General features: G+C 66.7%; 14 protein-coding genes. 9 read left to right on the top strand and 5 right to left on the bottom strand.

The features are described from left to right. Positions 1-109 precede the first annotated feature (109 nt). Positions 110-616 (top strand): hypothetical protein, encoded by a 507-nt coding sequence (locus B1790_RS14345; protein ID WP_079923892.1) that lies wholly within the window; start codon positions 110-112, stop codon positions 614-616. Here the strand turns inward: B1790_RS14345 and B1790_RS14340 are convergent. Further along, the gene (locus B1790_RS14340; RefSeq protein ID WP_142271307.1) at positions 570-977 is read right to left on the bottom strand and encodes a hypothetical protein; all 408 of its coding nucleotides are present in this window, start codon (positions 975-977) and stop codon (positions 570-572) included. The genes B1790_RS14345 and B1790_RS14340 overlap by 47 nt on opposite strands. A 45-nt stretch (positions 978-1022) precedes the next feature. Here B1790_RS14340 and B1790_RS14335 point away from each other — a divergent pair, with 45 nt between their 5' ends. The 6 genes from B1790_RS14335 (at position 1023) to B1790_RS14310 (ending at position 7524) form a co-directional block, all read left to right on the top strand. Beyond that, positions 1023-1943 (top strand): AEC family transporter, encoded by a 921-nt coding sequence (locus tag B1790_RS14335; RefSeq protein ID WP_079923890.1) that lies wholly within the window; start codon positions 1023-1025, stop codon positions 1941-1943. Between the two features lie 141 nt (positions 1944-2084). After that, positions 2085-3509, top strand: a complete 1425-nt coding sequence (locus tag B1790_RS14330; protein ID WP_079923889.1) for a GntP family permease — start codon at positions 2085-2087, stop codon at positions 3507-3509. 25 nt (positions 3510-3534) lie between these two features. Continuing rightward, complete coding sequence (locus B1790_RS14325) at positions 3535-4743, top strand: CaiB/BaiF CoA-transferase family protein (protein WP_079923888.1); 1209 nt, start codon at positions 3535-3537, stop codon at positions 4741-4743. Continuing rightward, complete coding sequence (locus tag B1790_RS14320; protein WP_079923887.1) at positions 4740-5714, top strand: hydroxymethylglutaryl-CoA lyase; 975 nt, start codon at positions 4740-4742, stop codon at positions 5712-5714. Before B1790_RS14325 ends, B1790_RS14320 begins: the two co-directional genes overlap by 4 nt. Continuing rightward, positions 5704-6699 carry a D-glycerate dehydrogenase gene (locus B1790_RS14315; RefSeq protein WP_079923886.1) on the top strand — a complete coding sequence of 332 codons (996 nt, stop codon included), beginning with the start codon at positions 5704-5706 and terminating at the stop codon, positions 6697-6699. Before B1790_RS14320 ends, B1790_RS14315 begins: the two co-directional genes overlap by 11 nt. 39 nt (positions 6700-6738) lie before the next feature. Then, positions 6739-7524 (top strand): IclR family transcriptional regulator, encoded by a 786-nt coding sequence (locus B1790_RS14310; protein WP_079923885.1) that lies wholly within the window; start codon positions 6739-6741, stop codon positions 7522-7524. A gap of 57 nt (positions 7525-7581) precedes the next feature. On the opposite strand, the gene B1790_RS14305 is transcribed toward B1790_RS14310, so the two are convergent. The 3 genes from B1790_RS14305 to B1790_RS14295 form a co-directional block, all read right to left on the bottom strand. Then, positions 7582-8916, bottom strand: a complete 1335-nt coding sequence (locus B1790_RS14305; protein WP_079923884.1) for a DUF2254 domain-containing protein — start codon at positions 8914-8916, stop codon at positions 7582-7584. 143 nt (positions 8917-9059) lie between these two features. After that, on the bottom strand, positions 9060-9959 hold the full coding sequence (locus B1790_RS14300) for a serine/threonine-protein kinase (RefSeq protein WP_158083821.1): 900 nt from the start codon (positions 9957-9959) through the stop codon (positions 9060-9062). Between the two features lie 148 nt (positions 9960-10107). Beyond that, the gene (locus tag B1790_RS14295) at positions 10108-11103 is read right to left on the bottom strand and encodes a cytochrome c oxidase assembly protein (RefSeq protein WP_233165117.1); all 996 of its coding nucleotides are present in this window, start codon (positions 11101-11103) and stop codon (positions 10108-10110) included. Positions 11104-11163: 60 nt separating this feature from the next. On the opposite strand from B1790_RS14295, the gene B1790_RS14290 reads away from it, so the two are divergent. Both B1790_RS14290 and B1790_RS14285 read left to right on the top strand, forming a co-directional pair. Beyond that, positions 11164-11655 carry a MarR family winged helix-turn-helix transcriptional regulator gene (locus B1790_RS14290; RefSeq protein WP_079923882.1) on the top strand — a complete coding sequence of 164 codons (492 nt, stop codon included), beginning with the start codon at positions 11164-11166 and terminating at the stop codon, positions 11653-11655. Positions 11656-11659: 4 nt separating this feature from the next. Further along, positions 11660-12097: a hypothetical protein gene (locus B1790_RS14285; protein WP_142271306.1), complete on the top strand. Its 438-nt coding sequence runs from the start codon at positions 11660-11662 to the stop codon at positions 12095-12097. Between the two features lie 25 nt (positions 12098-12122). On the opposite strand, the gene B1790_RS14280 is transcribed toward B1790_RS14285, so the two are convergent. Beyond that, complete coding sequence (locus B1790_RS14280; RefSeq protein ID WP_079923880.1) at positions 12123-13544, bottom strand: MFS transporter; 1422 nt, start codon at positions 13542-13544, stop codon at positions 12123-12125. Positions 13545-13617: the final 73 nt, after the last annotated feature.

Raw genomic sequence — 13617 nt, 5'->3', positions numbered from 1 at the left:
CGTCGTTAGATGGGTACGTTTGAGCGCACTGGAGATGCGGATCGTCGCCTCGGCCTCGTCACCATCGGACGCAATGGCTACGGCGTGACCCCAACCGAAAGGTGGCGTGATGCCGACACAGTCGTATTCGAGAAGTCGCGCGGACATCGGCTGCATCGCCGCGGTCGCCATGCTGGCGGCCGGCTGCGGGGAAGACCCGGTGCTGGACTCATCCAACCGCGGTTCGGGTTCCCACACGACGGGCACGACGGTGGAGAACGCCGCCATCGTCCCGTCATTTCTCGACGGCAGGTGTGCGATTCAGTTGAACACCGGCGGCGAGCTTCGGCTCACAGTCACCAACAGTCGCCCCGATGCCACCGAACGCTTCCTTGGGTTGTCGACGAGCGCGACGACGCTGGGGCACGTGATGACCGCCGTGGACGTCCCGCCCAAGTCGACGATCGGCATCGGTGAGCCCAGCGCTCAGCCCGGCAGCCTTCCGGCCATCCAATTGGCCACGCTCGATCCGGACTTGCGACCAGCCATGTCTACCGACGTGACATTTCACTTCCAACTGGCCGGTGACATCACGATGCCCGTGCCAATCGAGGCGTGCCCAACCCAGGTGCAGTGACGGATTGCACCCGTTGCGTCGTCGGCGCTACAGCGGTCATGGTGCGTCCCTCGTCGACGCGGTTCGCGGCGATCTCCAGGTGATGCCGCTCGGTCTCGTCGAAGTCCTTTCCCCGTCCTGTGTTTGAGGTCCGCCCAAGCTGGTGACGGACCTCGGCGTGGTCGTCGAGGTGTGCCACGGCGCCGCCGAGCAGCGCGTTGGCGAACATGCCGACCAGATCCAGGGTGCCGACCGAGACGGGAAACGACGTGTATCCCGTCGACGTCAGACCCACCTCCTCGTCGGGCCGACCCTCGCGCCGCTCCCCGTACCCGAGGGGCGCGCCGACCTCTCGTAGTCTCGGTCCTGCGCCACCCGACACATCACTAGTGCGACGGCGGGCGCGACGACCCACGAGAGGACACTGGTGCTGGCGGTACTGCAGGCGTTCGCGCTGATCGCCGTGGTGGTCGGGGTGGGCGGGATCGTCGGCCGCACCGGGGTACTGGGTGACAACGCCCGAATGGTGCTCAACCGCACGGCGTTTCACGTCGGCGTTCCGGCGTTGATGTTGATCACCCTCGCCGACACCGCCCCGGCGAAGATCTTCTCCCCGGCCCTGCTGATCTCTGCGATCACGGCGTTGGCCGTCTTCGGGGCGTGCTTCGCGATCGCCAGCCGGATCTTGCGTCGGCCGCGAGGGGAGTCCGCCATCGGCGCGTCGGCGGCCTCGGTGGTGAACGCCGGAAACCTCGGCCTGCCACTGAGCACGTACGTGTTCGGCAGCACCACCGAGGTGTCGTCGATCATCCTGCTCCAGTACGTCGTCCTGGTCCCGTTGATCCTGGCGATCCTCGACTCCGAGTCCGCGGAGCCGCGTTCGGTCGGCTCTCGGTTGAAGGCGTTGATCACCACCCCGATCATCGCCGCAAGCGTGATCGGCATCGCCTTGGCCGTCACCGGGGTCGACCTGCCGCCGCTGCTGCACGATCCGTTGGAACTGATGGCGGCACTGACGATTCCGACCGTGCTGCTCGCGTTCGGGATCACGCTGGCCGCACCCGCGGACCGCCCACCACGACCGCCGCGGGTCGACGTCGTCCTCTCCGTGCTCTGCAAGAACGTGGTCATGCCGGTGCTGGCTTACGTGTTGGCGCGCTTCTGTTTCCACGTCGACGAGCATCAGGTCATGCTCGTCACCGTGCTCGCCGCCCTGCCTGCGGCACAGAACATCAACACCTATGCCGCGGTGTATCGCCGCGGCGAAGGCCTCGCGCGCGACGCCACCCTTCTGAGCACGGTGGTGTCGGTGCCCGTCATCGTCGGCGTCGTCGCACTCGTCGGCTGATTTCCAGTCCGGCTATTGCCTATATTGTGGGTTAGTGCTCATAATATGAGTGAGCCGTAGCTCACACCGCTCTCCTTCTGTGATGTGACCCACCGGCCATCGAGTCATTCAGAGAAGTAAGCCTTGGAACGGAGTGCATCCATGTCCGATACCGCAGTCGTGGTCAACACCGCGGTCGCGATCCTCGCCGTGGTGGTGATGATCGTCCGGTTCAAACTGAACCCCGTCGTCTCGCTGGTCGTCGGGTCGGCCTACCTGGGATTGGCCGTCGGTCTGGGGGTCGAGGAGACCATCAAGGCCATTACCGGCGGCTTCGGCGAGATCATGGCCGACGTCGGCCTGCTCATCGCCTTCGGTGTGCTGATGGGCGCGATCCTGCAGCAGACCGGCGCGTTCCAACGGCTCGTCGAACTGCTGTTGCGCATCTTCGGCCCGAAGCGCATGCCGTATGCGTTGTCGCTGACCATCGCGACTGCCTTGCAGTCGATCTTCCTCGACGTGCTGCTGGTGATGAGCGCCCCATTGGCCCGCAACCTGGCCAAGCGGATCGGCAAGAACGGATTGCCCCGCATCGCGACGGCCATGGCCATCTCCCTGGAGTGCGGCATCGTCATGATGGTGCCCGGCGTGGCCTCCCTGGCTCTGGCCGGTCTGCTCGACGTGCCGCTGGGCAAGATGCTCCTGTTCGGCTTCTGCCTGATCATTCCCACCGTCATGATCTCGGTGGCCATCATGTCATTCCTGTTCAACCACGGCTGGTGGGACGCCGACCGCGACGAATCACCCTTCCTCGGCGACGAACCCGACGACGCCGCGCCACCCCGGGACGACGTCGGTGACACCACCGGCACCGAGGGCACGGCCGCTTCGACGACCGGCACCGGCAGCGTGGCGGTCAAGTCGCCGGCGCCGACCCGCGCCCACACCTCGCTGCTGTTGTTGTTCGCCCCCATGCTGACCGCGCTGCTGCTGATCGCCACCGGCGCCATCCTCGACGCCGTCGACGTCCACAACCCGATCATCGGCTTCCTGTCCTCCCCGGTGATCGCCCTACTGATCGGCCTCATCGGCACCAGCTTCGTCGGGCGCTACGCCCTAGGGGCAGAACAGATCCAGAAGGCGTTCGCCACCGGGTTCAAGGAAAGCGGGCAGATCCTCATCCTGACGGGGGTGGGCGGTTCACTGGCCGCGACCATCAAGGCCGCCGGGTTGGGCGACATCCTCGGGGACTACTTCACCGCCAACACCGCCGCCCCGCTGCTCGTGGTGTGGGTGATCGCTGCCGCGCTGCACGTCGCGGTCGGGTCGGTCACCATCTCTGCCATCACCTCTGCGGGTATCTTGGCGCCAGTGGTGCCGCTGCTCGGCTTGGACCCGGTGCTGGTCGCGCTCGCCGCCGGTGCAGGATCCCTGTTCGCCGTCCACGTCACCAGCAACACCTTCTGGCTCTTGCAATCGCTGCTTGGCCAGTCCACCCGTGGCGCGCTCAAGACCGTCACCGTCGGAGTGTCCGTCGCCTCGGTTGTCGCGATCCTGCTCATCCTGCCCGCCAGCCTGCTGTTCTGACACGCGATACCGACTAGGAAAGTCCATGACTCACAACGATGTTCGCCCCCTTGACGGCGTCCGGGTGCTAGAACTCGGCAACTACATCGCCGCACCCACCGCGGGACGCATGCTCGCCGACTTCGGCGCCGAGGTCATCAAGGTGGAGCGGCCCGTCACCGGCGACGAACTCCGCAACTGGCGGTTGTACTCCGGCGACACCTCGATGCTCTACCGCACGATCAACCGCAACAAGAAATCCATCGTGCTCGACCTCAAGACCGAACGGGGCCGTGACATCGTGCTCGACCTGGTCCGGCACTGCGACGTCGTGCTGGAGAACTTCCGGCCTGGCACCCTCGAAAAGTGGGGCCTCGGCCCGGCGGTGCTCGACGACGCCAACCCGAACCTGATAATCACCCGGATCTCGGCGTTCGGCCAGACCGGCCCGATGTCGCAGCGCCCCGGATTCGCCGCCGTCGCAGAGGCATTCGGCGGTCTGCGGGAACTGGTCGGCGATCCCGACCGCCCGCCGGTACGCACGGGGGTGTCCATCGGCGATTCGATCGCCGGCATCTACGCCGCGTTCGGCACCGTCATGGCGCTGTTTCAACGGGAACGCACCACCGTCCCGCTCGACCAGCGCATCGTCGACGTCGCGCTCAACGAGTCAATCCTGGCGGTCATGGAATCGCTCGTCCCGGACTACCTCGCCTACGGTGTCACCCGCGAACGCGTCGGGGGGCGGATGGAAGGCATCGCCCCCAGCAATGCCTATCCATGCAACGACGGCACCAGCATCATCGTCGCAGGCAACGGTGACGCCATCTACCAGCGCTACATGACGACCATAGGGCGACCCGACCTCGCCGTCGACCCCGATCTGCAGACGAACGCCGGACGCTGGTTGCGCCGCGACGAACTCGACGTCGCGATCGGGCAGTGGTCGAGCCAGCTCAGCCGCGACGAGGCCCTCAAGATCCTCGACGAAGCCGGCGTCCCGTCCGGTCCGATCTACACCGCCGCCGACATCTGCGACGACGCACAATACGAGGCGCGCAACATGATTCAGCACTTTGACGTCGACACCGGCGACGAGGAGCCGAAGAGCGTCGGGTTCACCGGGATCGTTCCGGTCATCGGCGGCAAGTCCCTTCCGATCCGCAGCGTCGGACCGGACCTCGGGGCGCATACCCACGATGTGCTGTCCAACCTGTTGCACCTCACCGACGACGAAATCGGAGCACTCTCGTGACCGCCACCGAGCCTCGCCCCTACACACCTCGTGCGGAGGTGCGCGACGTCACGCTGCGCGACGGTCTGCAGCTGACCTCCAAGATGATGCCGACCCAACTCAAGGTCGACGTCATTCGCGAACTGCTCGCACTCGGGATGCCCAGCCTGGAGATTGGTTCCATGGCCAGAGGCAATCTCGTTCCACCGCTGGCCGACACCCTCGACGTCGTCGCCGCGCTCACACCCGAGGAGCTCGACAAGTGCTGGGTCTGGGTCGCGACCCCTCGCCACGTGGAGAAGGCGGCCGCCGCCGGAGCGCGGCGTTTCCAATACTGCTTGTCGGCGTCGGATTCCCACAACAAGGCAAACATCGGTCGCGACACCGAAACCAGCGTCGCGGCAATGCCCGACGCGATACGGATCGCCCACGAGGTGGGAGGTTCCATCCAACTGTGCATCGCCACCGCCTTCACCTGCCCCTTCGAAGGGATCACCGATCCGCAGCGGGTCCTGGCGATCGCCGCGGACCCGCGCACCGACGGTGCCGAGCACATCGTGGTTTGCGACACCATCGGACAGGCCATCCCGACCCAGGTCACGGATCTGGTGTCGGCGCTGCGGGCCGCGCAACCGCAGCAGCGCTTGGTGTTTCACGGACATGACACCTGGGGGCTGGGCGTTGCGAACACCCTCGCGGCGGTCGACGCCGGAGCCACCATGGTCGACGGATCCCTCGGAGGCCTCGGCGGTTGCCCGTTCGCCCCCGGCGCCAGCGGCAACACCGCAACCGAAGATCTGCTCTTCGCGCTGCGTCCCGACTGGATCACCCCGAGGACGCTGGCCGGGATCGTGGAGCTCTCCGAGCGCATCCTCGCCGACATCGGTGAGTCGAACCGATCCAAGACCGTCCAAGGTGCCCGCTCGTCGGCGACGGCCTTTCCCTGGGTCATCGGAGACCCCGAGAAGGTAGGGCAGTGCGATGGCGCTTAGCCCTGCGTTCCTCGTCACGTACCCGATACCCGAGGTCGGAATGGCGGCGTTACGCGCCGCCGGCCGGGTCCACGTCCCTACCAAGCAGCCGACGCCGCACGAGCTCCGGAAGCTCTGCAGTTCAGGAGAATTCGACGTCGTCGTCGCCCAACTGGGTGATCTCTTCGATGCTGCGCTGCTGACCGACGCCAAGGTGACCGGCATCTCGAACTACGCGGTCGGATACGACAACGTCGACGTGGCCGCGGCCACCGCCACTGGCATCGTGGTGGGCAACACCCCCGGCGTCCTGACCGACGCCACCGCCGACCTCGCGATGTTGCTCATCCTCGCCACTGCGCGCCGGGCGGTCGAGGCAGATCAGTTGGTCCGTTCGGGGCAATGGACCGGGTGGCGTCCAGAACTGCTTCTAGGGCAGGATGTTTCGGGTGCCACGCTGGGCCTCGTCGGGTTCGGTCGAATCGCCAGGGCAACCGCGGCACGCGCTGCGGCCTTCGGCATGGACGTCACGTTCTGTTCTCACCCACCAGCGGGCCGGGTGGTGAACGACGCCGAAGTTGCGGCACTGCCGTTTCCGGCGCGGCAAGTAAGCTGGCCCGAACTCGTCGAGACCAGTGACTTCCTCTCCGTGCACGTACCGCTGGCCGACACCACCCGTCACCTCGTCGACGGCGACGTGCTGTCGGCGATGAAACCGACCGCCACGCTGGTCAACACCGCGCGCGGCCCGATCGTCGACGAAGTGTCCCTCGTCTCGGCCCTACGCGAGGGGACCATCGCCGCGGCGGGACTCGACGTGTACGAGAACGAACCGCTTCTGACCCCCGGTCTGACCGAGCTACCCAACGTCGTCCTGCTGCCCCATCTCGGCAGCGCGACGGTGCAGGTGAGAAATCGCATGGCCGACCTGTGCGCCGCCAACGCCGTGGCCATGGCAGCGGGACGACTTCCTCCGCACTGCGTCAATCCCGCGGCCTGGCACTGAGAGTCCGCGGCGCGCCGCGGCGACGGTAGATTCGACGTCATGGGAAACGGCGAGGCCGACGCCTCGGGGAAGCAACAAACGCTGCTGGTCTTGAACAAGATCACCGAGATCTTGAATGCGTTCACGTTGACGCGTCCGGCGATGACGCTAGGGGAGATCCAACAGGCGACCGGGCTGCCCACCTCGACCGTGCAGCGGTTGGTGAGCAACATGGTGTCCCAGGGCATGCTCGACCGCGTCGGCGATCACATCCGCATCGGCATCCGGATGTCCTATTGGGCGGCCACTGCCCGCAAGGACGTCGACGTCTTGGCCGTCGTCAATCCGGTGCTGAAGGAGATTCGGGACAAGACCACCGAAACCGCGTGCTTCTTCACCGTCGAGCAGAACTTCCGCGTCTGCATCGCCGTCGCCGAGACCCAGCATGCGCTGCGTCGAGAGATGTACGTAGGCAAGGTGATACCGCTGCACGTTGGCTCGGCGTCGCGGGTGCTCCTGGCTTGGAACCCAGTCTTGGCCGACCAAGTCTTGAACGCGCCTCTCGAGCAGCTGGCGGATCGAACGGTCACCAGCGCCGACGAGCTGCGCGCGCTGATCGCCCACACGAAGTCCGACGGTTACGCCATCACCACGGGCGAGCGCGACGACTCGGCATCCGGTCTCTCCGCGCCCGTATTCGATTCCGCGGGAGACCTTCTCGGCGCAGTGACCATCAGCGGTCCCACCCTCCGCATGCCACAGCAGCGATGCGAGGAGTGGATAGACCTGCTCGTCGGCTACGCCGAACAGATCACCCGCACCCTCGGTGGCAGACCTCCGCACTGAGCGTCGACCGCGAGCGACGAGCGCCTTGAGGGGCTCGTCGGCCCCGCGGCACGGCGGTCATGGTGCGTCCCTCGTCCCGCGGAGGGCGATTGCTTCCTCGACGCGAGTCGCGGCGATCTCCAGTTGATACCGCTCGGTCTCGTCGAAGTCGGCTCCCCGGACGGTGTTTCGGGTCCGCTCGAGCTGGTCACGGACCACGGCGTGGTCGTCGAGATGCCAGCTGAGCTCGGCGAGCAGGCTGAACAGACGTGCCATCACCTGTGGGTCCGAGGAGCCGTAGCGCCGCGGCTGGCTGATCGCGGCGTCGACCATCTCGTCGAAGCCGGAGCGGCGAAGGAAGACCCGAGCCACGTCGTCGCGGTCGCGCAGCACGACCGGTCGGAGGTCGCGTCCGGCGAGTTGGCACAGGATGGCCGAGACATGGCCCAAGGCATGGACCGCCGTCGTGGGATCGTTGATGCCCGGTGAGAGTGCCTTGTTGGCGACGTCGGTGAGCTGGCGCAGCCCGTACCCGACGTCTTGGGCGCCGGTACGCTCGTAGCCGATTCCGATGGAACTGCGGATGGCGGCCTGTAGTCGATCGACGGCATCGGCGCCGAGATCGCCGTCGGCCCGCCAGGCGACACCGATCGGAACGCCTTCCACTAGGGAAGCGCCTGGGTGGCAGTCAATGATCAGGCAGGCGTCGACTTCCGTTGCGACCGAGATCAGTTCCCGATTCTTGATGCCGGTCAGAAATCCCGACGAGGGTGCGAGAAGAGCCGACCCGTTCGGGGGAGGCGTGGGCAGCGGCGGTTGCGGTTTGGCGTCGGCCAGGGGCACGGTGGCGCTGCGCAGCGTCGCGTTGGCGTCGTCGTGAACCTCGCGCAGCATCGTTTCCACCCGAATCTGGCGGGCGAGATGGGCCAGGAACAGAACCAGGCACAACACGCTGACGAGGCCAAGCAGGAATGCGATCGTGACCGATATCCGCGGTACGAGGCCAACTCCGGTGTCGGTGCTGCGGATTGAGCGCAAGACCGTCAGCGAGTAGGTGAACGTCGACAGGAACACCGCGAGGGTGGCCTGGACGAAGACGTCGCTGGTGAACGTGCGCAGCAACCGCGGCGAGAACTGGCTGCTGGCCAACTGAAGGGTGACGACGGTCAGTGAGAACGTCAGCGACGTCACGGTGATGAGCGAACTCGAGATGGCGTCCAGCAGGGTTCGCGCCGCGCCGGCATCGCCTCCGAACAGAAGGGCGGACAGCCACGCGGGCAGCTGATCGTCGACGCGCGCGTCCAGGTGGGGCAACGCCACGGCGGCCACTATGGCGAGGACGATGCCCGCGACGGGCAGTGGCCACAACTGGCTGCGGACCGTGTCGCGCGCGGAAGCAAATAGTGGACTCACGGCTCAGTCATCCTGGCGTTTGGCGGGAACGTCGCGGCGCCGTCCCACGCTGATGCGAATGTGGGGCTCGTTGAGCAGATGTCGTCACCGTCCTCTGTAGTCGGCAATCTTGCGGCGTCTTTGTATACCTCAGGGCTCTCCAATCAATTGCGGCGCAACCCTTTCAGGCGCCCGAGTGCTCGCTTTGCCGCCGATGTGCGTCCGCCGGTCGAACGGGGCGGCGGTTGAGCGGGCCAACGCGCGGCGGCGATCTCCTCGGCGAACTCCGTCCCATTCGGCGGTCGTTGCAGGGGGTCCTTCCGAAGACCCCGTGCAATGAGCGCCTTGAGTGGTTCGCCGGCAAAGTCGGGCAACGGGGTGGGCTCATCCTGTATGTGGCTCATTGCAACGGAAAGCGGATCCTGGCCCGCGAATGGTGCTGTGCCGGTGATCATCTCGTACCCGACGACCGCGAGGGAGTAGACGTCGCTGGCCGCAGTGGCGCCGTCGCCACGAATTTGCTCCGGCGACATGTACCGCGCCGTTCCCATTACGGTTCCGATGTGGGTCAGGGTCGCCTCGCCTAGCACTCGAACGATGCCAAAGTCAGTGAGCTTCGCGGCGCCGTCCTTGGTGACCAGGATGTTGCTCGGTTTGACGTCGCGATGAACCACTCCAGCTGAGTGGGCGTGCCCTAGGGCGCGGGCGGTACCTTCCAGCACGCTCAGCGTCCGCCCCGGCGAAAGTCGCTCGGACCGGTGGATCATGGCGCTGAGGGATTCGCCACGGATGAATTCGGTCGCCAGGTAGGTGATGGTTCGCCCGCCAAGCGGGGAGGGGATGTGGCCGTAATCGACGAAGCGAGCGATGCCGGGGTGCTCGAGCGCTGCAATCGTGTCGGCTTCCCGACGGAAACGCGCTTGAATGACGACGTCTTCGGAGACTTCCTCCCGCAGGATCTTGAGGGCGACGAATTCCTTCGTCTGCAGGTCCGACGTCTCCCAGACCTGGCCAGTGCCGCCGAATCCGATCAATCGCTTCAGCTTGAAGCGGTCGGCGATCACGAGCCCAGCCATGAGCGTCATGGCTTTGCGTCCTTCCGGCCGGGCCCATGACCGCGACCCGCCGTGTGGGCAGTGCGCGGTTGCCACTCACGGTATCGCAGTGGGGCTGCCCCGAAGTGCAGTGGCTCGTCGAGCCTCGAGCCCTCCGTTACCGCCCTCCGCCGCGGCGCGCGGCGTCGTGCAGCGCGGCAAGGCGGGCGTTGTAGGCCGCGAGCGCCGCCTCGTCGTCGTCCATGTCGACCGAGCCGTCCGACGTCGAGTCGGCGCCGAGCGTCGCACCCCTGCGCACGCCGTCCAACCACGGCCCCAGGCTGGCACCTGCCCGGTCGCCCTTGGCAACCCACCGGCCGCCGACGACGACCATGAGCACCATCATCAAACCGTCACCGCCGAACCACATGATCGCTCCGGCGGTCGCCTGGTCGACCAGGGCGGAAGGCCCCCAATCCCGCGACGCCGCGTATGCCGGTGCCAGGGGCGTGCTGGTCATCATCAGCATGATCCCGACCAAGGTGTCGGGGAACATGCAGATGGCGAGCACGACGAATCTGAGCAGATGGGCCAGCGGCGGATCGGAGGTGAGTTCGTCGCCGACCAGGGGGAGCAACAGGAGGTATCCGGCCACGAAGTAGAGGACCAGTTCACCGTCGTGGATCCACTCGTGTTGGCTCATCGCCTCCTGAAAGCCGGTGAGATGGGTGAGCACCAGAACCGCGGCATAGAGCGGCACCGTGAGACGGGGCGAGATCAGCCATCGAAACGTTCGCCCGCGTCGAATCCGGTCGACGCGTGCGCCGACGAGAGGGCCACCGGCGTCGTGAATCAAACGAATCGGCTGGGCCCACACGAGCAGGGCCGGCACCACGGTGATGAGCACCAGATGCACGATCATGTGCACCCAGAAGAGGTGGTGCGAATAGACGGCCAACGGACCGTTGACCACCAAGACGAGGAGCACGGCGGCGCCCGCGGCCGACGACGTACGCAAGGGCGCCCACCGCTGGCCGCGTCTGCGCAGCCCGACGAGCAAGGCCACATAGGCCGCCACGCCAAGGGCGATCAGCAGGTCGGCCACCGGCGACGCCAACCAGGCCGCCAGTACGGCGGCGAGATCGGCCGGTGGCGCCGCGTCCATGTTCACCATTGCAGTATGCAACAGTTGCTCATACCCTCTAGCGAGGTCGGATTCGGACGGAGGAACCACATGCCGCCACGAGGTGCCACCGACGCTCAGGATTCGGTGGATGCGATCACCGACGCTCTCCTGACCGCATCGCGTCTACTGGTCGCCATCTCGGCGCGCTCCATCGCCGAGAACGACGAGACGCTGACGATCGCGCAGTTCAGAACGCTGGTGCTCCTGGCGACCCGCGGGCCCGTCAACCTGGCCACCCTGGCCGGCCTCCTCGACGTGCAACCGTCGACCACCGGGAGGATGGTCGAGCGGCTCGTCGGGGCCGGCCTGATCGACCGACGCCCGAATCCGCAATCTCGGCGCGAACTGGTGGTGAACCTCACTGATCGGGGCAGCCAGGTGGTCGCCGCAGTCACCGACGAGCGGCGTCGAGTACTCGCCGAAACAGTCGCCAAGATGCCCGCAGAGGAACGACATGGTCTGGTCCGTGCACTCACTGCGTTCACGCGCGCGGGTGGCGAACCCGCCGTCCAGTCGGGAAGTGACGGCTTCCTTGTCTGACTCCTTGACTACCCGGGCACTCGCCGTCGGCGCACTGACGGCGTGCCTGCTCAGCGGCTGTTCGAGCACTCTGCCGGGGTACCCACCTTCGGCGTCGTCGGCCGAGGCCCGTCCCTCGGCCATGGCAGCGACGGCCACCCGTGGCGGCGAGCTCGGCGCTCTGAGCGCCCGCGGCGTCGTCAATGCGTTGGTGGCTGCCGGATTCCAGGCTCCCAACGCCGTGGACACCACCGCCCAAGAATGCCCTGCCAGTGGGTGTGAACAATCGGTGGTGACCGACACCGTGCGCGTGAAGTCCTTCGGCACCACGGCGCGCGCGCAGAACTTCGCGGCGGCCCGTGATCTCTTCCAGCTCGAGACGATCGTCGTCGAATTCGCGCCGCCACTGTCCGAGCAGGACAGGGCCCGCTATCGCGCCGAGCTCGAAGTGCTCGTCCGGTGACGGCAACGGCTTTCCCGACGCCCGATCACCCCGCCGCGGGACTTACCGGTGTGCGTGGCATCGCGACAACGGCGACTGCGGTGACGGCCGCGACCACCAGAACCCCGACGAATACCGCAGCGGAGCCGGCTTGGATGGCGGCCGGCCCGATGGCGTGAATGTCGCCTGCGCCGAAGATCGAGTTGGCGATCGCGCCGAAGACGGCTACCCCGATGGCGCTGCCCAACGAGCGGGCGAACATGTTGTTTCCCGTCACGACGCCGCGTTCGTTCCACTCGACGCTGGACTGGGCGGCGATCAACGTGGGCACCGCCAGCAGCCCCATGCCACCGCCGATGACGAAGCACGCGATCGCCGTCAGGGCGACGTTCGGGGCGTGCACCGTCGCCACCAAGGCCGCGGCGCCGACGATCACCAACGCTGCGCCGCCAACCGAGGTCCTCTTGAATCCCCAACGCAGGTAGAACTTTCCGGCGATGCTTGCCGTCGCCGGCCAGCCCACCGTCAGCGCGGCCAGCGCAAGGCCTGCGACGATGGGTTCGACCCCAAGGGACCCCTCCAAGAAGGTGGGCACATACGACGTCAAACCCATCAGGATGGCGCCGACGCCGAACGCCACGATCGTCGTCGCACACAGCAGGCGGCGGGAGAACACCCACAGCGGCATGATGGGCTCGGGCGCCCGACGCTCCACCAACACGAACGCCACCAACAACACGACACCGGCCGTGAACGCGCCGATGCTCGGCGCCGAATTCCACGCCCAACTCTGGCCACCGCCGAGCACGCCGAGGACCAACGCCGTCATCGCCGACGCCAGCAGTAGCGCACCAAGGGAGTCGACCGCCCGGTGCCGCCGCGTGACCGTCTCGTGGAAGTGCCGGTTGAACATCCAGGCCGCCACCAGGCATAGGGGGATGTTGATCAGAAACACGCCGCGCCAGATCCCCAACTGCGAGAACGCCCCGCCGAGCATGGGGCCGACGACCGAGGACACCGCCCACACGCTGGCGAGGTAGCCCTGCACCCTGGCGCGCTCGGCCACGGTGTAGACGTCGCCGACGATGGTGATCGCGGTCGGCTGCACCGCACCGGCACCCAGGCCTTGAACTGCTCGAAACACGATGAGGGCCAGCATGTTCCATGACGCGGCGCACAGGATCGACCCGATCAGGAACAGTCCGATGCCGAACAGCATGACCGGTTTGCGGCCGAAGACGTCGGACAGCTTGGCGTAGATCGGCGTGGTGACGGCCTGGCCGAGCAGGTATGCGGAGAACAGCCAGGGAAACTGATGGAAGCCGCCCAGCTCGCCGACGATGGACGGCACCGCCGTCGCGAGCACCGTCGAGTCGACGGCCACCAGGCCGGTGCTCAGCATCACCGAGATGAGAAGCGGTCCGCGTTCGGACCGGAATCCGACCGCGGTAGTCGACGTCGCGGTCATCGTCGACTGATCCGTGTACTCAACGCCTGCAGCTCCTCTGGTTCCGTGCCGGCACGACCCGCGCAACGTCACC

Source organism: Mycobacterium sp. AT1 (assembly GCF_002043095.1).
GTDB lineage: Bacteria > Actinomycetota > Actinomycetes > Mycobacteriales > Mycobacteriaceae > Mycobacterium.
Note: the sequence above shows the minus strand (reverse complement) of the source record. Positions and strands in the feature narration are given on the sequence as shown.

Bases quoted from the DNA above. Each gene is read 5' to 3' on its own strand.
- B1790_RS14345 (WP_079923892.1), top strand. From the start codon at position 110: ATGCCGACACAGTCGTATTCGAGAAGTCGCGCGGACATCGGCTGCATC.
- B1790_RS14330 (WP_079923889.1), top strand. From the start codon at position 2,085: ATGTCCGATACCGCAGTCGTGGTCAACACCGCGGTCGCGATCCTCGCC.
- B1790_RS14325 (WP_079923888.1), top strand. From the start codon at position 3,535: ATGACTCACAACGATGTTCGCCCCCTTGACGGCGTCCGGGTGCTAGAA.
- B1790_RS14315 (WP_079923886.1), top strand. From the start codon at position 5,704: ATGGCGCTTAGCCCTGCGTTCCTCGTCACGTACCCGATACCCGAGGTC.
- B1790_RS14310 (WP_079923885.1), top strand. From the start codon at position 6,739: ATGGGAAACGGCGAGGCCGACGCCTCGGGGAAGCAACAAACGCTGCTG.
- B1790_RS14295 (WP_233165117.1), bottom strand. From the start codon at position 11,103: ATGGTGAACATGGACGCGGCGCCACCGGCCGATCTCGCCGCCGTACTG.
- B1790_RS14290 (WP_079923882.1), top strand. From the start codon at position 11,164: ATGCCGCCACGAGGTGCCACCGACGCTCAGGATTCGGTGGATGCGATC.
- B1790_RS14280 (WP_079923880.1), bottom strand. From the start codon at position 13,544: ATGACCGCGACGTCGACTACCGCGGTCGGATTCCGGTCCGAACGCGGA.